At 71.0% G+C, this 23443-nt stretch carries 25 protein-coding genes and 2 pseudogenes; 15 read left to right on the top strand and 12 right to left on the bottom strand.

Annotated elements, in window-relative coordinates:
- Window positions 1-62: 62 nt before the first annotated feature.
- The 4 genes and pseudogenes from AC0IVP_RS09280 to AC0IVP_RS09265 form a co-directional block, all read left to right on the top strand.
- Complete coding sequence (locus AC0IVP_RS09280) at window positions 63-1304, top strand: FAD-dependent oxidoreductase (protein WP_471756123.1); 1242 nt, start codon at window positions 63-65, stop codon at window positions 1302-1304.
- Window positions 1301-1750, top strand: a complete 450-nt coding sequence (locus tag AC0IVP_RS09275) for a flavodoxin domain-containing protein (RefSeq protein WP_471756121.1) — start codon at window positions 1301-1303, stop codon at window positions 1748-1750. The genes AC0IVP_RS09280 and AC0IVP_RS09275 overlap by 4 nt, the downstream gene beginning before the upstream one ends.
- A 49-nt stretch (window positions 1751-1799) precedes the next feature.
- On the top strand, window positions 1800-2990 hold the full coding sequence (locus tag AC0IVP_RS09270; protein WP_056298365.1) for a cytochrome P450: 1191 nt from the start codon (window positions 1800-1802) through the stop codon (window positions 2988-2990).
- Between the two features lie 65 nt (window positions 2991-3055).
- A pseudogene (locus AC0IVP_RS09265) lies at window positions 3056-3457 on the top strand (helix-turn-helix domain-containing protein); the annotation flags it as partial.
- A gap of 32 nt (window positions 3458-3489) precedes the next feature.
- Here the strand turns inward: AC0IVP_RS09265 and AC0IVP_RS09260 are convergent.
- Window positions 3490-4359: a universal stress protein gene (locus AC0IVP_RS09260; protein ID WP_471756189.1), complete on the bottom strand. Its 870-nt coding sequence runs from the start codon at window positions 4357-4359 to the stop codon at window positions 3490-3492.
- A 264-nt stretch (window positions 4360-4623) separates the two neighbouring features.
- On the opposite strand from AC0IVP_RS09260, the gene AC0IVP_RS09255 reads away from it, so the two are divergent.
- Window positions 4624-5253, top strand: coding sequence for a response regulator (locus AC0IVP_RS09255; RefSeq protein WP_471756119.1), 630 nt, complete (start codon window positions 4624-4626; stop codon window positions 5251-5253).
- On the opposite strand, the gene AC0IVP_RS09250 is transcribed toward AC0IVP_RS09255, so the two are convergent.
- From AC0IVP_RS09250 to AC0IVP_RS09230, 5 genes are all read right to left on the bottom strand, one after another.
- On the bottom strand, window positions 5239-6888 hold the full coding sequence (locus AC0IVP_RS09250) for a GAF domain-containing sensor histidine kinase (RefSeq protein ID WP_471756117.1): 1650 nt from the start codon (window positions 6886-6888) through the stop codon (window positions 5239-5241). The genes AC0IVP_RS09255 and AC0IVP_RS09250 overlap by 15 nt on opposite strands.
- Before the next feature lie 94 nt (window positions 6889-6982).
- Window positions 6983-7477: a universal stress protein gene (locus AC0IVP_RS09245; RefSeq protein ID WP_471756115.1), complete on the bottom strand. Its 495-nt coding sequence runs from the start codon at window positions 7475-7477 to the stop codon at window positions 6983-6985.
- Window positions 7478-7996: 519 nt separating this feature from the next.
- On the bottom strand, window positions 7997-8554 hold the full coding sequence (locus AC0IVP_RS09240; RefSeq protein ID WP_471756113.1) for a flavodoxin domain-containing protein: 558 nt from the start codon (window positions 8552-8554) through the stop codon (window positions 7997-7999).
- A 109-nt stretch (window positions 8555-8663) separates the two neighbouring features.
- Complete coding sequence (locus tag AC0IVP_RS09235) at window positions 8664-9728, bottom strand: nitroreductase family protein (protein WP_471756111.1); 1065 nt, start codon at window positions 9726-9728, stop codon at window positions 8664-8666.
- A 140-nt stretch (window positions 9729-9868) separates the two neighbouring features.
- Complete coding sequence (locus AC0IVP_RS09230; protein ID WP_471756109.1) at window positions 9869-11662, bottom strand: SpoIIE family protein phosphatase; 1794 nt, start codon at window positions 11660-11662, stop codon at window positions 9869-9871.
- Between the two features lie 209 nt (window positions 11663-11871).
- Here AC0IVP_RS09230 and AC0IVP_RS09225 point away from each other — a divergent pair, with 209 nt between their 5' ends.
- The 5 genes from AC0IVP_RS09225 to AC0IVP_RS09205 all read left to right on the top strand — a co-directional run bounded on the left by AC0IVP_RS09225 (window position 11872) and on the right by AC0IVP_RS09205 (window position 14858).
- Complete coding sequence (locus AC0IVP_RS09225) at window positions 11872-12327, top strand: hypothetical protein (RefSeq protein ID WP_471756107.1); 456 nt, start codon at window positions 11872-11874, stop codon at window positions 12325-12327.
- A gap of 133 nt (window positions 12328-12460) precedes the next feature.
- Window positions 12461-12874: an ATP-binding protein gene (locus tag AC0IVP_RS09220; protein ID WP_471756105.1), complete on the top strand. Its 414-nt coding sequence runs from the start codon at window positions 12461-12463 to the stop codon at window positions 12872-12874.
- A 112-nt stretch (window positions 12875-12986) separates the two neighbouring features.
- Complete coding sequence (locus AC0IVP_RS09215; protein ID WP_471756103.1) at window positions 12987-13391, top strand: ANTAR domain-containing protein; 405 nt, start codon at window positions 12987-12989, stop codon at window positions 13389-13391.
- 104 nt (window positions 13392-13495) lie between these two features.
- On the top strand, window positions 13496-13945 hold the full coding sequence (locus AC0IVP_RS09210) for an EAL domain-containing protein (RefSeq protein ID WP_471756101.1): 450 nt from the start codon (window positions 13496-13498) through the stop codon (window positions 13943-13945).
- A 502-nt stretch (window positions 13946-14447) separates the two neighbouring features.
- On the top strand, window positions 14448-14858 hold the full coding sequence (locus AC0IVP_RS09205; RefSeq protein WP_471756099.1) for an STAS domain-containing protein: 411 nt from the start codon (window positions 14448-14450) through the stop codon (window positions 14856-14858).
- 48 nt (window positions 14859-14906) lie between these two features.
- Here the strand turns inward: AC0IVP_RS09205 and AC0IVP_RS09200 are convergent, their stop codons facing one another.
- The 6 genes and pseudogenes from AC0IVP_RS09200 to AC0IVP_RS09175 form a co-directional block, all read right to left on the bottom strand.
- Window positions 14907-15263 carry an ATP-binding protein gene (locus tag AC0IVP_RS09200; RefSeq protein WP_471756097.1) on the bottom strand — a complete coding sequence of 119 codons (357 nt, stop codon included), beginning with the start codon at window positions 15261-15263 and terminating at the stop codon, window positions 14907-14909.
- A 272-nt stretch (window positions 15264-15535) separates the two neighbouring features.
- Window positions 15536-15628, bottom strand: coding sequence for a hypothetical protein (locus AC0IVP_RS09195; protein ID WP_471756187.1), 93 nt, complete (start codon window positions 15626-15628; stop codon window positions 15536-15538).
- 149 nt (window positions 15629-15777) lie between these two features.
- A pseudogene (locus AC0IVP_RS09190) lies at window positions 15778-16380 on the bottom strand (GAF domain-containing protein); the annotation flags it as partial.
- Between the two features lie 155 nt (window positions 16381-16535).
- Complete coding sequence (locus tag AC0IVP_RS09185) at window positions 16536-17120, bottom strand: hypothetical protein (protein ID WP_471756095.1); 585 nt, start codon at window positions 17118-17120, stop codon at window positions 16536-16538.
- A 532-nt stretch (window positions 17121-17652) separates the two neighbouring features.
- On the bottom strand, window positions 17653-18615 hold the full coding sequence (locus tag AC0IVP_RS09180; protein ID WP_471756093.1) for a hypothetical protein: 963 nt from the start codon (window positions 18613-18615) through the stop codon (window positions 17653-17655).
- Between the two features lie 187 nt (window positions 18616-18802).
- Window positions 18803-19357 (bottom strand): hypothetical protein, encoded by a 555-nt coding sequence (locus AC0IVP_RS09175; protein WP_471756091.1) that lies wholly within the window; start codon window positions 19355-19357, stop codon window positions 18803-18805.
- Between the two features lie 784 nt (window positions 19358-20141).
- Here AC0IVP_RS09175 and AC0IVP_RS09170 point away from each other — a divergent pair.
- The 5 genes from AC0IVP_RS09170 (at window position 20142) to AC0IVP_RS09150 (ending at window position 23397) form a co-directional block, all read left to right on the top strand.
- Window positions 20142-20276, top strand: a complete 135-nt coding sequence (locus AC0IVP_RS09170; protein WP_471756089.1) for a hypothetical protein — start codon at window positions 20142-20144, stop codon at window positions 20274-20276.
- Window positions 20277-20523: 247 nt separating this feature from the next.
- Window positions 20524-20976, top strand: coding sequence for a hypothetical protein (locus AC0IVP_RS09165; protein ID WP_471756087.1), 453 nt, complete (start codon window positions 20524-20526; stop codon window positions 20974-20976).
- Window positions 20977-21026: 50 nt separating this feature from the next.
- Window positions 21027-22565: a hypothetical protein gene (locus AC0IVP_RS09160; RefSeq protein WP_471756085.1), complete on the top strand. Its 1539-nt coding sequence runs from the start codon at window positions 21027-21029 to the stop codon at window positions 22563-22565.
- A complete protein-coding gene (locus AC0IVP_RS09155) occupies window positions 22562-22885 on the top strand; it encodes a hypothetical protein (protein ID WP_471756083.1) in 324 nt (107 codons plus the stop codon). The genes AC0IVP_RS09160 and AC0IVP_RS09155 overlap by 4 nt, the downstream gene beginning before the upstream one ends.
- Window positions 22885-23397 (top strand): hypothetical protein, encoded by a 513-nt coding sequence (locus tag AC0IVP_RS09150; protein ID WP_471756081.1) that lies wholly within the window; start codon window positions 22885-22887, stop codon window positions 23395-23397. Before AC0IVP_RS09155 ends, AC0IVP_RS09150 begins: the two co-directional genes overlap by 1 nt.
- The last annotated feature ends 46 nt before the right edge of the window (window positions 23398-23443 follow it).

The following is a 23443-nucleotide window of genomic DNA, read 5'->3' as shown; positions in this document are numbered from 1 at the left end:
CGATGACCGCATGCCGTCCCGATCAAGGGTCGACCGCTTCCCGGCGAACCCCGGCGCACCGGGTGGCCGTCGTCGGATGCGGACCTTCCGGTTGCTTCACCGCCCTGGCGCTGCGCAAGAAGCAGCCCGACGTCGAAGTGGTCGTCTTCGACTCCCTGCCGACCCCGTACGGACTGATCCGGTACGGAATCGCACCCGATCACCAGGGCGCCAAGGGTGTCCACCGGCAGTTCGACAGGCTGTTCGGGCAGCCCGACGTCCACTTCGCCGGCAACGTCCGTATCCACGACGACGGCCCCCTCAGCTGGAACGACCTCACCGAGACCTTCGACGCGGTGGTCGTGGCCACCGGGCTGCCGGCCGATCGGCCTCTGGGTGTGCCCCAAGATCCGGGGGCAACCGTCCTCGGTTCCGGCGCTCTGCTGCGGTTGATCAACTCCGACCCAGACGTCCCTGCACGCAGGACCGGCGTTCCCGACCTCGGTCAGCACATCGCCATCGTGGGCACCGGGAACGTGGCCGCCGATCTGGCCCGCCTGCTCACCAAGTCTGCAGCAGAGCTCTCCGGGTCCGACATCAACGACGACGCGCGGGACGGCCTCGTCCGGCGAGGTGTACGCACCATCCACATCCTCGGCCGCAGCACCCCCGACCAGGCCAGGTGGGACCCCTCGATGGTCAAGGAGCTGGCCCACGTCTCCGCCGTCGACCTGCGTGTCGACGGCGTGCCCCACCCTGACGGGGCCGTCGCCCGGGGTGCCGACCTGCCCGAGGACACCGTCGTCATCGATGTCCGCTTCCGTCAACGCCTGCGCCGCATCGAGTCCGCAGATGGCCGTGCTGTGGTGGTCACCAGCACCGATGAGGAGACCGAGCACAACCTGACCGTCGACACTGTCGTCTCGGCCATCGGCTTCGACCTGGCACCCGAGCACCCCGTCGTGCCCAGCATGGATGCCGACCACATGTTCTCCGTAGGTGGATGCATGAGCGGGCGACTGGGAAACCTCGCCGAGAACCGCAAGCTGGCCATCGCCACCGCCCTTGCCGTCTCCGAGTACCTGGAGACGGTGCCACCGGCGACCCGTCCGGGTCTCGGTGGACTGGGTGATCGACTGCCGACCGATCGGACCTCGTTCACCGACTGGCAGTCCATCGACCGGGCTGAGGTCGAACGTGCGGCCCCTGATCGGTGTCGCACGAAGTTCACCAGCCGGGACGAGCTCCTTGTCGCCGCCGGAATCGGCGATCTGGTCCGCCCGACCACCGACAGCCCAGCAACCCACCCGAGGAGCAACCGATGAGCATCGTCCACATCTACTACGGCACCGAGTCAGGCAACGCCGAGATGGTCGCCGATGACGTCGCCGAGGTCCTGCAGGGCCAGGGCCTGCAGACCGTCATCGTCGAGATGGCCGACATCGACGTCGCCGACCTGGCTGACATCGAGCGGGCTGTGTTCATCACCTCGACCTACGGGGAGGGCGACCTGCCCGAGACCACCGCCCCTTTCCATGACCAGCTGGTCGAGCAGCGGCCCGACCTCAGCGGCTTGTCGTTCGGGGCTTTCGGTTTGGGTGACAGCGTCTACGAGACCTACAACAACGGCATCGACACCCTGCGGTCGACCCTCGTCGAGCTCGGGGCGCGTCAGCTGGGTGAGACCGCCAAGCACGACGCCGCGTCCGGCGAGCCGGCCACCGATCTCGCCCAGGAGTGGGCAACCACGCTGCTCGGCGTCTCAGCCTGAGACTCCGCCCTCCCGCTTCAACCTCTGCTCCTACTCCCGAAGGATTGCCATGACCGTCTCGCCCCCGACCGAGGACCTGTTTCCCTGGAACGACGAGGCGTTCCGGGCCGACCCGCACCCTTGGTACGACCGGGCCCGCCAGATCGCCCCGGTGCACCGCACAGGCGACGGGACCTTCGTGGTGCTCGGCCACGGGGACACCATGCACGCCGCGCGGTTGCCGGTCATGAGCATCGTGGAGCCGGGGTGGGCGGAGAGTCACCCGTGGCAGATCTTCAACAGCACGGTGCTGTCCTTGGACCCCCCGCTGCACACCCGGATGCGGCGGCTGACCAACCGTTGGCTGTCCCCCAAGAGCGCGGCCAAGTGGTCGGCGACGACCAGCGAGCTGACCGCTGCCTTCCTCGACGCACTTGAGCCTGGCCAGGTCGTCGACGCCCACTTCGACATCGGGGTCAGCCCGACCCACATCACGATGTGCCGAATGCTGGACATGCCCGAAGGCGACGTCGAGCGGATCTTCTGGGCGCTGTGGGATGCCATGCTCATCAACGCCACCGCGCCCGGCCACGAGATCGCCGCCACCAGCCAGGCCGGGCTGGACTACCTGTTCGCCGAGACCGAACAGCACCTGCGTGCGAAGCAGGCCGAGCCGGGCGTCGGGCTGGCTGATGACCTGCTTGCAGCGCACGCCCGAGGTGAGCTGACCTGGCGGGAGGTCCTCGAGACCACGGTCATCCTCTACATGTCCGGCGGGCCGAATCCCGCCTACCTGATCGGTTCGGCGATCAAGCTGTTCGCCGAGCGTCCGGACATCATGCAGGTCTACCGCGATGAACCCGCCAGCCGGGAGAACATCGTCAACGAGGTCGCTCGCCTGAACCCCGTCGAACTGATCATCACCCGCTTCCCGACCGAGGACATCGACATCCACGGTGTCGCGGTACCCGCGGGCTCCTGCGTCAAGTTCCCCATCGGCGCAGCAAACCGTGACCCTGCGGTGTTCAGTGCTCCGCACGAATTCGACCACACCCGATCCCCGGACGAGAGCCGCAACCTCACCTTCGGACTGGGCGTGCACTCCTGCGCCGGGCAGATGCTGGCCCGGGCCGAGGTCGACGCCGTGCTGACCGAGGTCGCCAAGCGGTACTCCGGTATCGAGCTGGTCAGTTCCCCGACGGAGGTCCGGACCGACCGTCTCGTGGCCTTCGAGCACATGCCGGTCCGGTTGCTGCCCTGACATCCCCGTCTGGCTCACCGGCAGTGCTTCGAGCATCGTCGGTGAGCCAGACGTCTGGCTTGGGGATGACGTTGCATCGATCGACACCGGCGGCTGACGGGCACTTTGATGAAGCGTCCGAGGCATCAATCTCACCGCCCACCCTTGCCCAACTTCGTCGGGTGGCCGGCTTTACTGCAGCAGGTCTCGCGACCGAACTGGGAGTGTCCCGTTCAACGATTGCCCATTGGGAAGCCGGCACACATAGCCCGGCGCCGTCCTACCAAACCCACTTGGCCCGCCTGCTAAAAACCGCTCCTGGCTGTCTTACCGAAGCACTGGTAGGCCATCCCCCCAGCCGCGCGGATGCGGTCGTGCTCCCTGATCTAGCGGCGCTGAGAGCGCGTACGAAGCTACCGGGCGCCCACGTCTCCCAGGCCTTGGGTGTTTCGCGCTCCACGTGGTCCCACTGGGAACGCGGGATCACACCGATCCCACGTCATCACCTGCCGGCCATCGCTCATGTACTTGGCGTGGCCGTCCCTGAGCTGATCACCTCGGGATCAGCGACGCCTAGCTGTACCCGAACGGGGATCACCAGGGTGGAACAGCCCCCTCGACGCAAGACGCTCAGGACCCTCTCCGGCGCTGACTGCTGGCCGGGTTGCCCAGGTGCTGCGACCACGATGAGGGACGCATTCACTGACAGCTCCACCAGCAGGGCACCGGGGGGACCGTCGTGACGACGACGGTGCACGAACAGGCCAGGGTGGGCGGCGCAGATCGCCGTGACTGCCTCGTCGATGGAGGTGGGGTGGCCGGTCTCGTGGTCGGCTACCGCAACGGTGCCGGTCTTCTCCACGACGGTGAGCTGACCGGTCGGCCCTGCGGCACGCACGGCGATGGCCTGCAGCTCCCCGGTGGCCGGACCACCGTCGACGGCCGCCACGACGCTGTTGCTGGGAGTGCCACTGTGCGGTGGCGGCCGGTGGACCAGCAGCGGGCAGCGGGTGGTCGTGGCGATGCCGAGGGCGATGGACCCGGTGCGGGGTCCGTCTCGCCAGCTGTGGCCGCGGGCGCCCACCACCAGCAGCGCGGCGGTCTCGCTCACCGCGAAGAGCACGGAGAGCGCCGTTCCGTCGGTCAGGGACCCGGCCACCACGCCAGAGGGCCGGGCGGCGGAGAACCGGTCGGTCAGGCGGAGCAGGTCGACCAGCGCGGAGTGCCGGGCGACCGAGTCCCCTCGGCGACCCTCGGGAAGCCCTGGTACGCCGGTGGCTGGCCAGTCGAAGGCACGGACGAGGTGCAGACCCAGGCCGAGCCGGTCGGCGGCCCGGGCGGCGGCGCCGGCGGCGTCGACGGCGCCGGGCGAGCCGTCGACGCCACACACGACCCCGACCGGCCCGATGCCCGTCGTCGGGGGGTTCCGCGGGCTGGCTGCCACGTCCCCACCGTGTCTTGGTCCGGGGCTGCTGACGAGGGCCTGCCGTCCCGACCGTGAGGGTCCCAGGACCCTGCCGTAGCCAGGGGACCTCCTGCCCTGCCGTGGACGCACGCGAGGGTCCTACGTTGGCGGGATGGGACGGACTGCTGCGGGAGCGACCGAGTCGTGACGGGGGCCGGGGCGGGCGCCTCGCCGACGATCCGGGTCTTCGTGCTCGACGACCACGAGCTGGTCCGCCGGGGTATCGGTGCGGTGCTGGCCACGGATCCGGTGATCGAGGTCGTCGGTGAGGGCAGCACCGCCCACGACGCCATGGTCCGCATCCCGGCGCTGCGACCGGATGTGGCCGTCCTGGACGTTCGTCTGCCCGACGGCGACGGGGTCACGGTGTGCCGTGACCTGTTGTCCACGATGCCGGGCCTGCGGGTGTTGATGCTGACCAGTTTCAGCGACGACGAGGCCCTCTTCAGCGCGGTCCTGGCGGGGGCGGCGGGCTACCTGCTCAAGCAGATCCTCGGCCAGGACCTCGTGGCCGCGGTGCGGACAGTGGCTGCTGGGGGCTCGCTGTTGGATCCCGCGGCGACTGCAGCGGTGTTGGACCGGCTACGACGACCTGCGGTGCCGGCTGGTCCGGTGGGGCAGCTGTCCGAGCAGGAGCGCACGGTGCTGGAGCTGATCGGTGAGGGGCTGACCAACCGTCAGATCGGCGAGCGCATGTCCTTGGCCGAGAAGACGGTGAAGAACTACGTGTCGCACCTGTTGGCCAAGCTGGGGATGCAACGCCGCACGCAGGTCGCGATCCTGGCCACCGAGCTGCGGGCCGGTTCACCCCAGCGGTGACACCCAGCGCAGTCGAGTACCGCCGACGGTCCCTGGCCCCAGGTCCAAGGTGCCACCCCGCGCCAGCGCCCGGGTGCGCAGGTTGTCCAGCCCGCTGCGGGCGAGTGAGGGGTCGGTGCCGTTCCCGTCGTCGTGGACCTCCACCGTCACGACGCCGCTCCCGACGACGACGGTCACCGTGACCGAGCGGGCGGCGGCGTGCCGGGTCACGTTGGTGACCGCCTCCCGGACGACGGCTTCGACGTCGGCTGCCAGCGAGCCCGTGACCAGGGTGTCCACCGGGCCCTGGGTGCGCAGGCTGGTCAAGAGCGCGCCGGCGGACTCGGTCAGAGCGTCCAGGACCCGCCGGCGCAGGCCGGGGTTCCGGTTGTCGGCGGCGGTGGTGTGAAGGTCGAACACCGTGGAGCGGATGTCGCGCACGACGACGTCGAGCTGGCCTATGACGTCGAGGACCTGCTCGCGGGGACCGCCCTCGTCCAGCCGCGGGAGCGTGGCCTGCAGGGTCAGGCCGGCGGCGAAGAGCCGTTGGATGACGTGGTCGTGCAGGTCCCGGGCGATGCGGTCCCGGTCGGCGTAGACGTCCAGGCTCGCCGCCAGCCGTTGTCTGGCGGCCATGTCCAGGGCCAGCGCGGCCTGGTCGGCGAGGGACCGCAGCAACGGCACCAGCCTGCGGTCGAAGGGTCGGCTGCGGGCCCGGCGCGCGACGATGAGCACGGCCTCACTGCCGTCGGCGGTGTGCAGGGTGGCGCCCAGTACGGGCCCCCACCCGACGTCGTCCCCCGGGTCGGTCCAGGACCGGCCGGCGAGGTCCAGGACGAAGGGCGCCCCGCCGTCTGCTGCGGCCAGCGCCGCCACCACCGCGGAGGTGTCCCCGGTCAGGGGCACGCCGATCATGTCGGTCGACCCGGGCCTGCTCTGCGCTCGGGTGGCCCAGGTGCCGGGCTCCCCGACAGGCGCCATGAGGTGGGCGGCGTCGGCACCGGTGAGCCGGTGGACTGCGTCGGTGATCGACTGCAGCACCTGCTCGGGGGCGGTGCCGCCGAGGAGCTGGGCACGGACAGCGTCGGCGGCGGCGTCCCACTGCCGCCGTTCCAGCTCATCGGCCAGCCGTCGGGCGTTGTCCACGGCGATGCCAGCGGCGCCCGCCAGGGCGGTGACGAGCTCTTCGTCCTGCGCCGTGAAGGGCCCGTCGCGCTTCTCGGTCAGGTAGAGGTTGCCGTAGACCTCTCCCCGGATGGCGACGGGGACGCCGAGGAAGGAGCGCATCGGTGGGTGTCCTGGGGGGAAACCGACGGAGGCCGGATGGGTGCCCAGGTCCTCGGTACGCAGGGCTACCGGTCGGGTCACGAGTTCACCGAGCACACCGAGTCCCTGCGGGAGGTCACCGATTCCGGTGACGGTGGCGTCGTCCAGACCGGACTGCACGAAGCGGGACAACCCGCCGTCGGGGTCGAGCACCCCCAGCGCCCCGTACCGGGCGTCGACGAGGTCGACGGCGACCTCCACCACGCGGTGCAAAGTGTCGTCGAGGTCGGTGCCGCCCTGGACGTCGAGGAAGGCCGACAGCAGGCCCCGCAGCCGCAGCTGGGTGCGGGTGAGCCCGTCCAGACGGTCGCGCTGGTCGTCCGCTGTCACCCGTTGGACGGGCGGTCGTTCGTGGGGCACCGTGCACCTCCGGGCGGACGCGGGCCCGAGGGCCCCGGTGGCCGAGTCTGCGCCCGGGGGGTCCTCATTCCTCGCTCTGGGGTACCCCGTCGGGTCGGGCCCCGGTCCCGGAGCGGACGACCGTCACCGGGCAGTGGGCGTGCTCGACGACCTGGTTGCTGACCGACCCCAGCAGCAGCCCGCGGAACCCGCCCTGACCGCGGGCACTGACGACGACGAGGTCCGCGGCTGTCGAGGCCTCCACCAGCGCCCGCGAGGGCGCGGCGTGCACCACTTGGCAGGCAACGTCGACCCCGCCTCGGTCGACCTCGGCCACGTGCCGGCGCAGTTCGGCCTCGACTGCCTGCTCCCACTCCCCCAGCGGCGGGACGAAACCCCGGGTCGCCGAGGTCGGCTGTGGGCAGCTGGTCATCGACCAGGCCCGGACCACGGTCACCGGCCACCGACCTCGAGCGGCTGCGCGCATGGCCCAGGTCAGTGCCTCCTGGGCGCCTGTGGAGCCGTCATGGCCCACGACCAGGCCACCGGGCACCTCAGCGTGCTCTCGAACGTCGCTCACGGTGCTCCTCGGGTTCGGGTCGCGGCCACGGTGCCGGGACTCCTGGCCGAAGGGTGGCTGGGAGCTGTTGGGGCCGACAGAGCCGCAGGTCCTGCAAGGGGTGCTGGTTGTCTCTCGGCCACCCGGTCGGGCGCCGACTGTCACGGTGTCGAGCGGGGCAGCCGGGCCAGCGGGAGGTAGACGAGGCGGCCCTGGTGGTCGTGGGCCGGTTGCCCGGTGACTGGGTGTAGCGACAGGCGGTAGGACCAGGCCCCATCCGTCGCGGTGGCGAGCTCGATGACGGTGACAGGCGGCTCACCTGCCGGCGACGTCCACTCCAGGCCGTGTCCGGGTCCGCACCACGCACAGGCGGGGCCCGACGCCTCGGCCTGTGGCGCCGCCACCGTGCCTCGGGCCAGGCTGGACCGGCGGCGGGTGCGCACCCGCCTCACCGTGGGCCGTGTGCCCGGTGCTGCCCGTGCCGCGGGCGGCCACCTGACGGCGGGGGCCGGGGTGAGCGGGGAGGCCCAGGCGGGTCGGTCACGGGGTGGCGACCCGGCCGGTGAGCTCGCGGCCGATGGCCGATCCCCAGGTCGCGACCGCGAGCCAGTCACGGGAGTCCCCGTCGGGGACCTGGACCAACCGTGTACGCAGCTTCTCCTTCCAGCTCAGCCCGGCGGAGTCCAGCCGACCGCGGAAGACGCGATGGTCCCTCGCCTTGCTCAGGGCGAGCACCCGGTCGACGTCGATCCGCCGGGGCGCCGGTCGTGGCGGGTCCCCCAGGGGACCGCTGGAGAACAGCCACACCGGGCGCGCCCAGAGCCCGATGGCGCAGCGCTGGACCAGGTCGCCCGCCTCACCGGTCCAGTGCCCGCTGTAGACGGCACTGCCGATGACGACGCCGTCGTACTCGCCCACGTCGGTCACGTCCGGCGCCTCCCGGACGTCGACGCGCGCAGTGTCACCCGACCCGACGCGGATGGCGTCCGCGACGCAGCGCGCCAGTTCGGCGGTGGCCCCGTGTCGGCTGGAGAAGGCGACCAGGACCCTGGGGCCGCGGTCCAGGTCGGGGTCGTGGGGCGGGATCGTGCCGTCCATGGGCTGCTCCGGGGGTGGCAGGTGGTGGTGGGGAGCGGCGCGGCCCAGCGCCGCAGGGTGGCGGCCGGGGCTCGTCTCCGGGGCGGTCCCCGGCGGTCGGGGCCCCTCGTCAGCCGACCGGAGGGGCCGCGGAGAGGCTCCGCGGAGGCCGGGGGACCGCGCTGCGCGGGCTCAGTCGTCGCAGGGCCGGCCCGCCCGGTCGCCCGGTGGGGCTCGTGCTGTTGCGGAGGACGTCGGACCGGCGGCGCCGGGGGGTGGTGGGTGCTTCGTGCCGGTGGCTGATCAGGACCAGGCTCTGCGGCCAGGTGTCCCAGGTGAGGTCCTGACGGATGGCGGAGCGGACCAGCTCGACCTCCAGGGCAGGCATGATGGGGGTGACCGTCCAGCCGGCGAGCGCAGCCTCCAGCGACACACGCTGGTCGGCCTCCCCGCTGCGCAGCCAGGCGAGCCGGTCATCGGTGTGGGTGGTCAGCACCAGCAGTGCACTGTCCCGGTCGGTCACCCACGTCGCCACCCCCGGGCCGCCGGAGACCGGCCGGGCGCCCCGGACGCTGAGCACGCCGTCGCCAGTGGCGCCGGGTCGGTGCGTCCAGTGGAACGTCGAGGCCAGGGCGGTGGGGTCGTTGCCCAGGACGGCTGCGGCCTGCTGAGCCAGCCGGGACACCTGCCCACGCTGCTCGAGGGTCAGCACGGGGATCAGCAGGGCCCCTTCCTCGACCGCTGCCGCGACGAGCTGCCGCAGCCGTTCCTCGGTCGGTGCACCCGACTCGTCGTCGACTGCTGGGAGCTCGTCGGTGTCGCTGACGCCGAGGAGTCCGCCCAGGCGTGCCAGCGCCGGGTCGGGGGTGTCCACCAGGTGGATCAGGGCCAGGGTGTCGCGCCCGGCATCGTCGGGCAGCCGTTCGACGTGCGTGGACCAGCCGCGGGCGGCCAGGGCGACCCGGGCGTTGAGCACCGCGGCGCCCACGGCATGGACGACGGCCCGGCCGGTGAGATCCAGTCCGGCCACCGCCCGGGTCCAGTCGGCCTGGACCTCCAGGTGGTCGGGGTGCAGCACCAGCTGCCAGGGCTGGGTGTTCAGCATGGAGGGCGCTAGACGGGCTGCGTCCGCGGCGTCCTCCAGGGCCAGCTGGGCACGGCTGGGCCGGTGTCGGGCAGCGTGGGCGGTGCTCATGGGGCCCCCAGGACTCGTCCCGCCCGGGTGCGGCGGGGGTGAGCACGTCGCTCTCCAGGACCGTAGGCCGCCGTCCCCGGGGCCCGGCAGGGTCTTTGTGCCCGTGCACGTGCGCGGCCTCTCGACGTGAGTGGGTCGGGTCAGTCGAGGGTGAGGCTGAGACAGGCAACGTCGTCGCGCCGGTTGTCGGCCATGGTCATCGCCGCACGGGTGATGGCTGCCGCGGCAGGTCGGGCCCCCACCGCGCGCAGCAGGTCCAGCAGTTCACCGGTCCCGTCGTCCAGATCGGCTCCGTGGTGCTCGACCAAGCCGTCGGTGTAGCCCAGGACCGTGGTCCCGGGGCTGACGTCGACGGTGACCGAGGTCCGGGGCCGGTCGGTGGTGACCCCCAACATCAGGCCGTGCACCTCGTCGAGCTCGCGGACGCTGCCGTCGGGGTCGCACACCACGAGGGACGGGTGGCCGGCGTTGGCCACCTGCAGCCGCCAACGGCCGCTCCCTCCGGGTAGCCGGTGGGCCCGGGCGTAGGCGACCGTCGCCAGCAGGGGCAGGCCCAGGCTCAAGACCAGTCGGTCCAGCCGGTTCAGCACAGCTGCCGGGTCGGGGTCGGGCGCCTCATGGGCGCACGCGGTCAGCAGCGCCCGGAGCTGGCCCATCTGCGCCGCGGCGTCGATGTCGGGGCCGGCGACGTCGCCGATGACGAACCCGATGGACCCGTCAGACAGGGCGAGCAGGTCGTAGAAGTCCCCGCCGACGGCTGCAGATGCCGAGGCGGCCATGTAATGAGCATGTGCGGTGACGCCCGGGAAGACCGGCAGTGCCGGGAGCAGGGCCCGCTGGAGAGTCTCAGCGGTGGCGTGTTCCTGTTGGTAGACGCGGGCGTTGTCCATGGCCATGGCCGCGCGACGTCCCAGGTCGCGGGCGACGTCGATGTCGTCGGCGGCGAGAGGACCGGCGGCGGACACCAGGACCAACACCCCCAGGGTGTGGCCCCTGGCGGTCATGGGGACGGTCATCACCGAGCGCATCCCCAATCCCTCGGCCAGGGCCAGTTCCTCGGCGGTGCGGAACATCCGCCCGCCGTCGGCGGTGGCATGTCCATGGGGGGTCTGCGGGGTCAGCGTTGGTGGCTGGGGCCAGCCCACCAGCGACGCGGACAGCTGGCCCAGTTCTGCCGATCGTCCGTCGGCGTGGGCGCCGGCCGCTTCCAAGACGATGCCGCCGACGCTGGTGCTCAACGCGTAGGCCCACGTGCCCAGCGACGGGACGCACAGCCCGACCAAGCTGCGCAGCAGCGTCCCGGTGTCCAGGCTGGCGCTCAGCTGGCCGGTGGCCTCGACCATCAGCCGCAGCCGGTCCTGAACGTGCTCGGCGTGCGCGCGGGCTGCCTGTTCGGCCTGCAGCGACCTCACCAGGTCCTGATCCCGACGGACCCGTGCGGACACGTCGGACTGGACACCCGCGAAACTGACCAGCTCCCCGGCGCGGTCGAGCACCGGAGTGACGGTCAGCTGGTTCCAGAATGCGGTGCCGTCCCGTCGGTGGTTGACCAGGGTGACCGTTGCCGGCTCCTCGGCAGCGACGGCTGCACGCAGCTCGGCGATGCCCGCCCGGTCGGTCGTGGGGCCCTGCAGCACGCGACAGTTGCGGGCCAAGATCTCTGCGGCCGTGTAGCCGGTGACCTGCGTGAAAGCCGGGTTGACGTAGACGACCGGGTTGTCGGGTTGCCGGGCATCCGTGATCACGAAACAGACGTCGGTGGCTCGTAAGGCGTCCTCGAGCAGCTCGTGGATGACGGCGGGGTCCATCTCACCGGGCTCGGCCGCGCCCGCGGTCGGCTGGACCACGGTGATCGCCGAGCTGTGAGGACCGGCGGGCGGACCGAGGTCGGGGTCCCCTACGACGGCGTGGGAGGGCAGCGTCTGTTCGGGCATGACAAGCCTGACTGAGCAACACGTGCACGGCCGCCAGAGGCCACCCGCACCGCCGACGTGTTCGGGTCGCCTCGTGTGTGAGCGCCTGCGGCTCAGTAGAACAGCCCGGGCAAGGCCCCCGGTCCCGACCCAGCCGGACGTCCCCGTCGCCCCCACGGGAGGACCTTCGGCTCTACCCGCCCCGGGACGGCGAGCTCACAGTCGGGGTCATGACGTCCCGGAACGACGACCGTCACCGCTGGACCGACTCTCGGAGCCGGGCCACCGATGCCCTGGCCACCTCCGGGCAGCCACCCGTCGAGACCGTCACCTTGACCGGCCCCGACCAGGTGACCGTGGTGAGCGGTGGCCTCACCGTGGCCCAGGCCGACGTCGTCCCCGGCCCCCAGGTGGTCATCCGCATGTGGGTGTCGCTCCAGTCCTTGACCCACGACACCCGCACCCGACTCGCCGAGATCGCCTTCGGTCACGCGGCGCTGGTGCCCGGGCAGCGGGTGCTGGCCACAGTCCCGCACGGCGAGAGTGAGCTGATCGACGAGGTGCGGCGCCGACTGGACGTCACCCGCACCCACGTGGCCGGAGCCACGTGCTTGCTGGAGGGCTCGGTGCCTGCCGCCCCGGCTGTACCGATGCCCCGGTCGACAGCGGCGACGGTGTCCCGATGAGCGCGCACGTGTGCTCACCGGCGTGCTGAGACCTGCGGAGACTTCTGGAGCAGCGGGGCAGATCGCACCAGTCGAGTGGGTCAACCGGCCGGCGCCGGCGGCCGTGTCGTGCTGGATGTGGCATCCCACCGGCTTGTCCGATCTCGCCCGTGTCCGCCGGGAGTTCCGGGCGCTACTCGTGCGCGGGGCACCGGGGACGCCGCAGTTGGACGACGGCCAGGCCTACGAGGCCGTCGCCGGACTGGACGAGCTGATGTCCAACGCCATCAGGCACGGCCGGGTCCCGGTGACGGCGACCGTATCGGTCATCGCAGAAGGCATCCTGCTGGACGTGGCCGACCACGCGCCGGAGATCCCGGTCCGTCCCACGCACACCCGTGACCCCGGTCAAGGTGGCATGGGCATGGGCATGGTGGCCGCGACGGCGTGCCGCTCGGGCTGGTGGCCCGCTGATGCCAGCAAGCACGTGTGGGTGGTCCTCCCGGGTTCGCCCCGGCCTGAGCTGCCCGCTCCCCCGCTCCCGCGCGTCCCCGCCCCCTCCCTCTGACAGATCGGCGGTGCCGTATGTGCCGGAAGCCCGTCTTCGGCTGGGGTGGCTCAGCCACCCATCGCGCCCCGGCATCCCACCGGCGTGCCTGCCGCCCGCTGGGTGCACGCCAGTGACCGCGCCCGCTCGAGCACAGCCCGCACCGGGCGGAGGTCCTCCCAGCACCCGTGCGGTCACCGACGCCACCTCTGAGCGCTGCGCCGAGGTCGCGGTCGAGCCCCCCGCGGTCCAGGCTCTGCGCGCGGAGAACGACCACCTGCGTCTGGCACTGGCCAGCGGCCGGGACATCGGCATCGCGCAGGGGATGCTCGTCGAGCGGCACAGCATCACCCAGGACGCAGCGTTCACAGTGCTCGCGACGGCCAGCCAGAACACCAACCGCAGACTGCTCGACATCGCGAGGGAGCTCCAGCAGACGGGCAAGCTGCCGCAGGTGGTGCTCAGAGGGCCCTCACGCGGGACCGGGCGTGATGTCCGGAGCTCTCAGCACCGGCCGAAGCGGAGCCCGGGGGCGTGAGCAGTCCCCGTCCTACCTGAGCCCACGGATCGAAACGCACGTGAACCAGACCGGCCCCGCATGCCGTCGTCAGAACTCGTGGCGGATGGCGCAGACCGTCGCGCGTGCCCGTCGGGGACCACCAATCGATCGCGCGGTGCGTCGGTCACGCCCCCCCGGCAGCGTTGACCGTCGAGGACAGCGAGGACAGCGAGGACAGCTCCATGATCGACCCCCAACGAGCCATCCAGACCCTGTGGGCACTGCGCCGCAACGGTCTCAGCATCGCCATCGACGACTACGGAACCGGCTACAGCTCGTTGGCCTACCTCCACCGCCTGCCCGTGGACGAGGTCAAGTTCGACCGAGCACTCATCACCGGCATCAACAGCGACCCAGCCGCCGTCGCCATCGTTCGACACAGCATCCGACTGGCCCACGAGCTGGGATGCGACAGCCCCCAGGGCTACCTCACCGGACGCCCGCAACCGATCGACGAATGGTTCCGCCTGGCCCGCAAGCCCGCTCCCCTGTTCCCGACCTCGGCGACCTCGCCCCTCCTTCGAGGCCGCTGACGCCGCCGGCATGTGGCTCCACGACCTGGTCGACGCAGTGGGCATCTGACGTGACGACGCCGCGCACAACCCCGCTCTGCCCCGACTCACTCGCTCGGCCCGGGACCGCGGTGGACACACCTTCGGCGCGGCATGTCGATCCACGGGCTGTGGGCCTCCCTGCCCGCCGTAGCGAAGGCATCCCCTGGCGCGCCACGGTCGTCCTCGTGATCAGCGCACTCCTCCGACTGCACGAGGGCGCGTCGTCCCTGCTGGCTCCGCGAGCAGATGTCGTGATCTGGGTCCCGCACAGTGCCACCCGGTGCACGAGCTGGGAGATCAAGCCTTCGGTCGGTGGACAGTGCGGGCCGGGGCGGAGGAGAGTCCCCCACGCCCACCCCAGGTCCTGGGGTGGGCGACCAGCGGGGGGGCTCAGTTCAGCCAGTCCGGCAACAGCCGGGTCGCGGAGCTGCTGGGCGGAGAGGCAGCCATGTGTGCTCCCGTGCAGGATCCCGCGGCGCAGATGAAGCCCGTCGCGAGCATCCTGCCCGGCGAGCGCCTGCACGACGATGGGGACTGCTGGGTGGTGCTGAGCGTGCCCGGGCGGCCCCTGCTGACTGTCGGCGGACAGATCGACTCCTTCACCAGCTACCCGCTGGCGCGAGCCCTGGACAACGTGTGGCGCACTGCGCCGGCCTCGGTGGCCATCGACCTGTCCCGGGTGTCGTTCTGTGGCGCCTGCGGCCTGCGGTTGCTCGTGCAGACCAGCCACACCGCCAGCCGGCACGCCATCCCGCTGACCCTGCACGCACCGCGGCCGCACCTGGCACGCCTCCCGGACCTCGTTGGCCTTGCAGGGCACGTCGTTGACGTGCCTGCCCGTGAGGGCGGCGTCGGCCAGCAGCGGGCGTTCGGCCGCCGGCCAGCGGCCTGATCCAGGCGGCTGGCCTGCCGGACCTGCCCACGTCGCGACCGGGGCAGGTCATGGGCCGTCCGGCTTGAGCACGGTCGCCCAGACCATCTTGCGGTCCCGTTCGTAGTGCACGCCGTGGCTGGCGGTGAGGTCGGTGATCACGTACAGGCCGTAGCCGCCAGCACCAGCCGGCCGGTTCACGGCGGGCACGGGCACCAGGTCCGGCGCTGCATCGGTGACTACGACCGTCCAGCGGCCGGGCTCGTCCCCGATGTGCAAGTCCAAGGGGGGTCGTCCGTGTCGAAGGGCATTCGACGTCATCTCATCGATCACCAGCACCGCGCTGTCGACAGCGTCGTCGACGACACCATCGCCCAGCGCTGGGGGCAACGAGGTCCGCAGGAACTCCCCGACCTGGCGGCGCACACTGCTCAGCCCGCGCAGCGAACGGAGCTGGAGGACCAGCCGTGCTGGGTCGGCCGGTGGGGGCGGTGCATCACGCTGCCATGAGGCGGCCAGATGCAGGTGACCCTCGGAGGAGCCAGCAGGGGCATCCCCCGCACCCTCCTGCCTCACCAGTACCTCCACCGCACCACGCCTGGCCACTCTGTTGGGCCCCTCGTTGCGCGAGGATGCAGTTCGCCACGATCCCGGCCCGGGCACCCGAGATCCCACATCGCTCGGTGCAACGGCAGCGCCTACAGACCGGTCGACCGCCCCCGCATCCGGGCCACGACCTGCTCGGCGACCTCGCGCAGCTTGGTGTTGGTGTCCTGGGACTCCTTGGACAAGATCGCGAACGCCTCCTCGGCGCTGCAGCCGTGTACGGCATCAGGATGCCCTTGGCCTGCTCGATGCCGGCGCGGGTCTGCAGCGCGGCCTGCGGGTTGGTGACTTCGCTGCGGGCGGTCTCCAGGTCGTGCATGTTCGCGATCGCCGCGGCCACCTGCCCAGCCACGTGCCGGGCCCCGGCCACGGCCAGCGGCTCGAAGGCCCCCGCCGTGGAGGCGTACAGGTTCAAGGCGGCCTGGGCCTCGCCGGCGATCGGGATGGGCACCGACAGCGTGGACCCCACCCCCTGCCGGGCCGCCAGGGCCACGAACTCCGGCCACCGGGTCTTGGTGGCGGTGTCCTCGATGACGACGACCCTGTTGGTGCGGGCGGCCTCCAGGCACGGCCCGTACCTCGTGTCGTGTTGGCACTCATCCAGCTCGAAGGCCAGCAGACCCGTCCAGGCAGCCGACGCCCGGTGCCCGCCTGAGATCAGCGACACCGACACCTCCTGGGCCACCGACAACGCCCGGTGGGCGTAGCTGGCCGCCCGGTGCAGCACCGAGGCGATCGACTCCGACCCCAGCAGCAGGCGACCCAGGGCATCCAGGCCGGCGACGTCGACCGACCCCAGCTGCGGTGAGGTGATCGGCTGCCCGGCTGCCCGATGCGTCTCCCGGTCCAGCGCGTCCGGATCACCGGACACCGAAGCCACCCGGTCATCGGCGGCGCGGTCATCGGCGGTGTCGTCGTCGGGGATGTGACTGCTCATCGGGGTCGCACCGATCCCGGCGTGCTGCCGGGCAGCTACGCCGTGACGGTCACACCGGTGGGGTGTGACGTGAGTGCGCCCTTGGGCGGACGAGCACCGCCGGGGCGGCCTGACCAGCACCGTAGCCCTCTGGGCCGCGTGAGCCTGGTCCGGGTTCACATGGAGGGCAGCTCGCCACCGAGGACGCTGGCTGCTGCTGCTGACTTCAGGTCCAGCGAGTGGTGGAAGGCGTGGCTGCGGAGCAGGGCCAGGGACTCATCGCTGCGGACACCGCGCTGCCCGTTGAGGTACCCGATGGCCTGCCACACCTGCTGCCGACCCCGGGTGCCCGGGGTGTCCAACCACGTCGGGACACCCAGCACCAGATCATCGCCGCCACCCAGGTCGCGGGCCAGGATCCCGCCGACAGCGAACCCGGCGGCCGCCGCGGCCGCCACCACCGCCCGGGGCGGGTGCTCACTGGACTCCAGGAAGAGCCCCAGCACCGCGACCCCGGACAACGGCGGACCGACGGGCACGGCCACCGCACTGCGATACGGGGTGCTGGCGATCAGCCCCGACCAGTACACCGGCCACCGACGGGCCAGGACCTCCGCCGAGGCGCTCACCGGCCGCCCACCATGCTGGGCGTCGAAGCAGGGACCCTCCCCCGTGGCGAACTCCAGCCGCTCGGCCAGCGCACTGAGCCCGTCAGCGGCCCCGATGGGCAGTCGACGGTCCGCGGCGAAGGTGACGCTCAAACAAGCCCCTGCGACCGGGAGCACCCGGGCGCACGCCGCCGTGAGCCGGTCCGGGGGACCCGGCGACGCCGCACTGTCCGCCGGGTGCCCGAGCGCTCGCATGATCGCTGCCTCGACGTCGTCGCCAGGGCCGATCACGAGCCGACCCCAGTCGCCCCCGTGAAGGGTTCAACGGCGCGAACGGGATCGAGCCGTTCCCGATTCGATTGAGGTGGGTGCCGGTTCCCCGGATGGTCGGACCGGGACTGGGTCACGGGCTCGAGTGTGTTCCGGGTCTACGCCGTCCGCATCTCTGCTCTGGTCAGCCCCCGGCTCTGAGCACCAGCCGCGGGTCGACCGCGCCTCCCAGCAGGTCGACGTCAGCCAAGCCGCCGCGGGGCAGTCTCACCCCGACCGGGAAGTGCACCACCGCGCGGGCAGGTCGTACCTGACGGTGACGACGTCGGTGTCCTACTCCTCGCGGGCTGGCCGCCCCGCCAGAACGCCGACGAGTTCAGAGACGAGGCCTGCCCACCACGCCGCGCTGACAACGTCAGGAGCAGCGGCTGACGTCCACCGGCCCACCGCTGTAGTCGCACGTGTTCGAGGCACCACCTGAGGTCACCCGGAACGCTTCACCTCCGGGGCCGAGGACCGTCTCGGTTCCCGATTCACCCTGGCTGCTCCACCGCACGTCGAGTTCGAACGTGACCGTCCCGTCGTCGAGGTCCGCGTGCACGGCAAATGCCTCCGCATCCGTTGACGAGACCTCGTAGGGGAAGGTCAGGGGCGTGAGCGCCCAGGCCGGCGCCCCAGGTGGGGGATCGAAGTCGTCCTGGCCGGCGGGAGTCGATGTCGGGTTCTCAGCCGCCAGGTCCACGGTGCTGAACCGGTACGCACTGGGCGAACCGCAGGCGCCGGCGACCGCTACGCCCTCAAGAGGGGCACTTCGGTCGACGACGCGGACCGAGATGTCGTCGATGACGAGTTGGGCATCCGAGGCGGCATCGATGGTGAGTGTGAGCAACATCTGGCTGTAAGCAGCACCGCGGGTGGTGGGTCCCCAGTCGAGCCAGCCTTCGTCCTGCCCCTTCGGGGGCGCGGCGACGAGGTCGTCCAACGTCCCGGGCGCCAGCCAGCCGTAGTTCCCGCAGTTCCCATCGGCGACCTGAGCCTCGATGCGTGGGCCCGGCGGTGCGTCAGCAGCGGCGGCGGGGACCTGCCCGATGTCGCGCCCGGCGAAGAAGTAGAGCACCAGGACGGCGACGAGGATGAGCGCGACGAGCGCGACCATGGGCCCTCCCTGCAACCCGATACGGTTGCCGACGTGGACGTTCCGTCCGACGTGACTGATATTCCACACCGCCCCGGCCCGGGCGATGTCAGCAGGCACGGTATTCGGGACGGGGGGAGTCGCAGGTCGGGGGCGAGCCCAGTAGCTCACGGCACCACCGACCAGGGTCAGCAGAACCACTGCCGCCCACGCACGCCAGTCGTGTTTGAAGTCGGTGGCCACGTTGACCACGATGGCCGTGGCCGTTGCGATGGCTGAGATTCCGACGCTGAAACCGAAACGCATACCTGCACCCCCGAGTTGCACCGAGGGTGGCAGTCGGGTGTGACCTGGGCAAGGTCGCCAGCGGCACCAGCTATGGCGGGTACCGGAACGGTCAAAGGGCGCTGCACCTGATCGAAGGCCGAGGTCAGCCGAGCCGCCGCGGGGGCAGTCTCACCCCGACCGGGGAGTGCACCGCGCCGGGCAGGTCGTAGGTGACGGTGACGACGTCGGTGTTCCACTCCTCACGGGCCGGGCGGCCCGGGTGCCACCAGGGGCGGGGCTGGTCGGCGCGGGCGGTGATCCGCAGGCGCAGATCCGGTCCGCGGTCGCTCTGGGCCAGGGTGACCCGCACCTGCCGCTGGTCCCCCACCCGCATCGGCCCGGGCAGGACGATGGTGTCCAGCGGGGTGCCGCGCCCGGTCTCCATGAGCTGGCCGGCGGCCCGGGTGCCGGCAAGGGGCGGCAGCACGGAGAGGGTGAGCTCGGCGAGCCGAGGGCCATGCTCGTGGACCAGGACGACGTGCGGCGGCCCGGCAGGCCCGTTGAGCCGGTAGCCGCGGGCGGTGATCCGCGGCCGTCGCTGCTCGTGGTGCTGGACCTCCAGGATGCCCTGGGAGCGCTGACCCAGGCGGTAGGTCAGCCCTGACATCCCCAGCCCGGCGACACCGACCACGACTCCGACGACGACGCTTGCATCCACGCTGGCCCCCCGGCTTCCGGGCCACCTCGTGGTCGGCCCGACCGGACAGCCTAGGGCTAACTGAAAGCAGTAAGTCAGGCACGCAGCATGACGTCTACTGGGATCGTTACCGCGTGCCGCACCCCAGAGGCCACGGCTGTGAGCGTCCTGACGGGGGCGCTTCTACCGCTGTCGCGGTGGACAACCGTGCCGTGGCCCTGCCGCGTGCGGTGTGGGTCACCACTCCACTGTTCTCGGCCGGCGATGACGTCCAGCCCGGGTTGTTTTACGCCTGGGAGCGCGACGTCGAGGACGCGATCTGGCGGGCGCGGGCGTGGCGCCTGCTGGAGACCGCACCCGGGTTCCCTGGTCCTGACTTTCGGGGCACGGTGCCGGTGACCCCGAGTCGAGCGTCGGGACTGTGACGAGTTCTGGTGCGAGCGGATCGACGGCGTCGCCGTCGGCCACGGTGGGGATGGCCCGGTGGGGTCGGTGCCGGCGTAGCCGGGTTGTCGAGCGTGGGGCCGTGGGGCTCTGGTGGTCGCGTCTGGGGTGGGTGGCTGGAGCGGGGCAGGGTGATGTGCCGCTGCCCGCGGGTGCGCTGCCTGGGTGGCCGGGGAGGCTCGCGGTCCGGGGGGAAGTCGGGAATCTGAGCCTGATGAGCCGGTACTGCAGGTGGCCCGGGACGCAGTGCTCGAGCTGCTGTCGGCGCTGCCGGGCACCGACCCGTTCCGGCGGCGGGTGGTGGCCGGGCCCACGTCCCGGGGAGCACGACGCCACCCTGACCGCGGCCGAGCCCAGCGGGTTGGCGACCCTGGCCCAGGTGGAGCTGGGTGGCCGGTCACCGCCGGCGGGCACCGGTCAGTGGGCGAAGGAGATGGCCGCCGAGCTGAAGACCCAGGGCGTGGACGCCCAGGTCGCGGGGCACCCGGCCACCTGAGGACGACCCGGGGGCTGGCGCGCTGCGGCCGGGGCCAGGCTGCGGGCGGTGCCAGCTGGGCGCTAGCTGATCCTCTACCCGGCCTGACGGTCTCACGCGTTCCCCACAGCTCAGCACCGGCCATTTGCGGGCCCACACAGTCTTAAATGCGAGCCTTGTCGGTCTTGATTTCACCGAGGCGACCCCCCAGTCTTCTGTGGGCATGTGAAGCGGTCCCCGTTTCACAGCCTTCGCGAAGGGGTCTCACATGTCGTCAACACTCGTCCGCCGGGTCGGCGTCCCGCTTGCCGCGGCACTCACCCTGGGCGCCCTCGCGGCCAGCCCGGCACAGGCGTTCAGCTCGGGGAGCTCCATCACCACCGGCGGGGTCACGTACTCCGTTTCGGCGAACTCCTGCAACGTCTACCTGAATGCGTGCAGCTACAGCGCGGGTGCGTCCCTCTCGGCCAACCGGTCGTTCACCCACCGCGCGGACGTGAAGGCCAACGGCATCAACGTCTCCGTCTCGATCTCCGCGGACCCGAGTGCCACCATCACCGGCAACTCGACCACCCTGGCCACGGCGACCGAGAGCGGCTACGGCCGCTCGAACTCCGTCTCCGGGACCGCCCGCCCCAGCATCTTCAGCGTCTCCGTGGCCGCTCGGTCCAGGCTGAGCAGCGGTTCGACGAGCGTCAACTCCGGCTGGACGACCTGGTAATACACGCGCGCACGGTTGGGGGGAAACTCTTCGGAGGCTCCCCCCAACTGGTGTTTGCGCTCATCGCCGTCCTGCTCGTCACCACCGGCTGCACGACTTCGGCGACCGATGAGGCGCAAAGGTCGGGCGTGTCGTTGGCGTCGTCGTTCGCGTCCCCCGACGGGTTGCTATACCCCCCAGAGCTTTGGGGGGCGCTGAGCATGTCCACCCAGGCCGAACTCCTGGATGCGACGGTCCAACAAGACCTCGGCGAACCGATGACGTGGGTCGCTTCACCAGCTGACACCTGGACGGGACTCACAGCCGAGCTGCCCCCCGTGGAGGCGGCGTACCTGATGACGGTGGCGGGTCTACCGCCGGCTGGGCTGTGGTCACCGAAGGACATCGAGACATGGTGGGAGGACGGGTTCCTCGATCAGTCGATCGACCACGCATGGATGGCCTGGACCTTGACTACCGCGAGTGAGCGACCGACTGTGACGGCAGTGCAGGAGACAGCCTTGAGGGATGCCGCTGACGGTTCTGATCTCGTTCCAGCACTCCTCGCCGGCGAGATCCTCGACGTCACCGGCCTCCTACCGCAGTCATACGTTCCTGGCGCCCACAACCTGCGTGTGCCACGAGACGCCGCCCTGGCGTTCGCCCAGCTGGGCGCCGTGGACTTCCCCGTGGATGACGACCTCCTCGCCGACCTGAGGTCGGCGGCTCTGGCCGATGCCGGCTCCGACGACTGGTCCCGCGCCTTCCTCGTGCGAGCGTTGGTCACCAACGGCCACGCCGATGAGGCCCGCAGGGCAGCCGGACAGTTCGACGAGCGCAGACGCCTGCCTGATGGACGGGTGCTGGAGGTCCCCCAGCTCGTGGGCAGTGTTGGTTCATCGTTCCGAATGTTGCGCTGGCAGCAAGGATCCCCTGCTGCCGGGAGCTTCTTCTCCCCCGAGGCGATGATCGCGATGACGGCCGCAACGACCCGTCAGCTGCACCAGGACTTGTCTCACGAGCTCGCCGGGACCGCACTGCTCTACATGGCGGATCGCTCCTCCGGGACGGCCAGCGCGAGGGAGGACCTGGTCACGTCGACCGCGCAGACCGAAGACCTGCAATCCCCACTAGACCTGGAGCACGCACTTGGCTGGAGCTCCTTGGCGGAGTACGCAACGGCCATGGACGTCTCTCTGCCCTTCCCCGGCATCACCGACGCGGCGCTGGCCGAGTGGGCAGGCGAGGACGTGGCCGTCACGGCCCCCTCGATTCTCCTCTTCCTGGGTGCACTCGATGGGCAGGACCACCTCATCGACGCAGCCCCGGCGCTGGAGCCGTTGCTCGACCGGTTGCGGACGGCGCTGAGCGGGTCTCCAGTCGATGAGCTGGACAGTCAAGTCCTCTTCGGGGCGTCATTCCTCATCCATCGTGTGACCGGCTCCTGGCCGGTCGAACCTGAGGTGTTGAGGTTCCAGATGACCCTGCGTACAGGGGACTGCCTGGGTGGTTCCCACATCTTCATCCGGTCCTCACCAGCCGAGATGTCCGTGTGCAACGTGGAGTCAACGAGATTCGCCGACCTCGTCATGGAAGGACTGGGAGCGTGATGCAGAACAGGCATGGGCAAGTACGCGTTCTAGGGACGATCTGCGCGGCCGGCATCACGCTGTCCGCGTGCCAGGCCGCGCCGCAGCCGGACGTCGCCATCACGTGCGCACCGGGGTCCATCGACCTGGCGATCACGAACACCTCGGACGCGTCCGCCGCCTACACCGTCACCGTGCGGATCGATCGGGCCGGCCTGATCGAGGACGAGCAGTACTCCTCCAATGTCATTCCCCCAGGTCAGACCCGTACGGTCTCCGATGATCGACCCGATGATCGCGAAACGTGCTCGTTAGTGACCGTGGAGGTCTTCCCGCAGTGATGCTCACCGCTCCGCTCCGTCGCACAGCGGCCACAGTCGCTGCGATCGGCCTGATGTGCGCGCTGTCCTCCTGCTCCGGCGAGGACGCGCCCGCGATGGCGGCCACCGCGACGACCGCCGTTGACGACGCGGCCGTCAACAACGCCCGTTACCAGTGCCTCTTGGACGAGGGCTTCGCCGTCACACGCGGGGAGGACGGGTCGGTGAACTTCCAGGACGACGACTCTGCGCGACAGACCGAGTACCAGGACGCTCTGACCGAATGCAACTCGCAACTGGAGTCCCAAGGCCTACTCCCGGCGGACTCGACGGCCTCTCTCCAGCAGGATTACGCCAGCCTGAGCCGGCTGCACGACTGCCTGGTCGCGGCTGGCTTCCCCCTCACGGACTGGCCTTCCGAGCAGGTCTACCTCGACGCCGACGGCGCCTTCAACGTCCTGGACGCCACCGCGCCGGTGTCGCTGGACGCAGCACAAGAGGCGTGCCCAGACGACTTCACCGCCTTGAACTAACCGATGGTGAAACCACGGCGACCGACGCTGCGGGTCCTGGCCGTGC

Source organism: Klenkia sp. AC732, from assembly GCF_979256525.1.
Note: the sequence above shows the minus strand (reverse complement) of the source record. Positions and strands in the feature narration are given on the sequence as shown.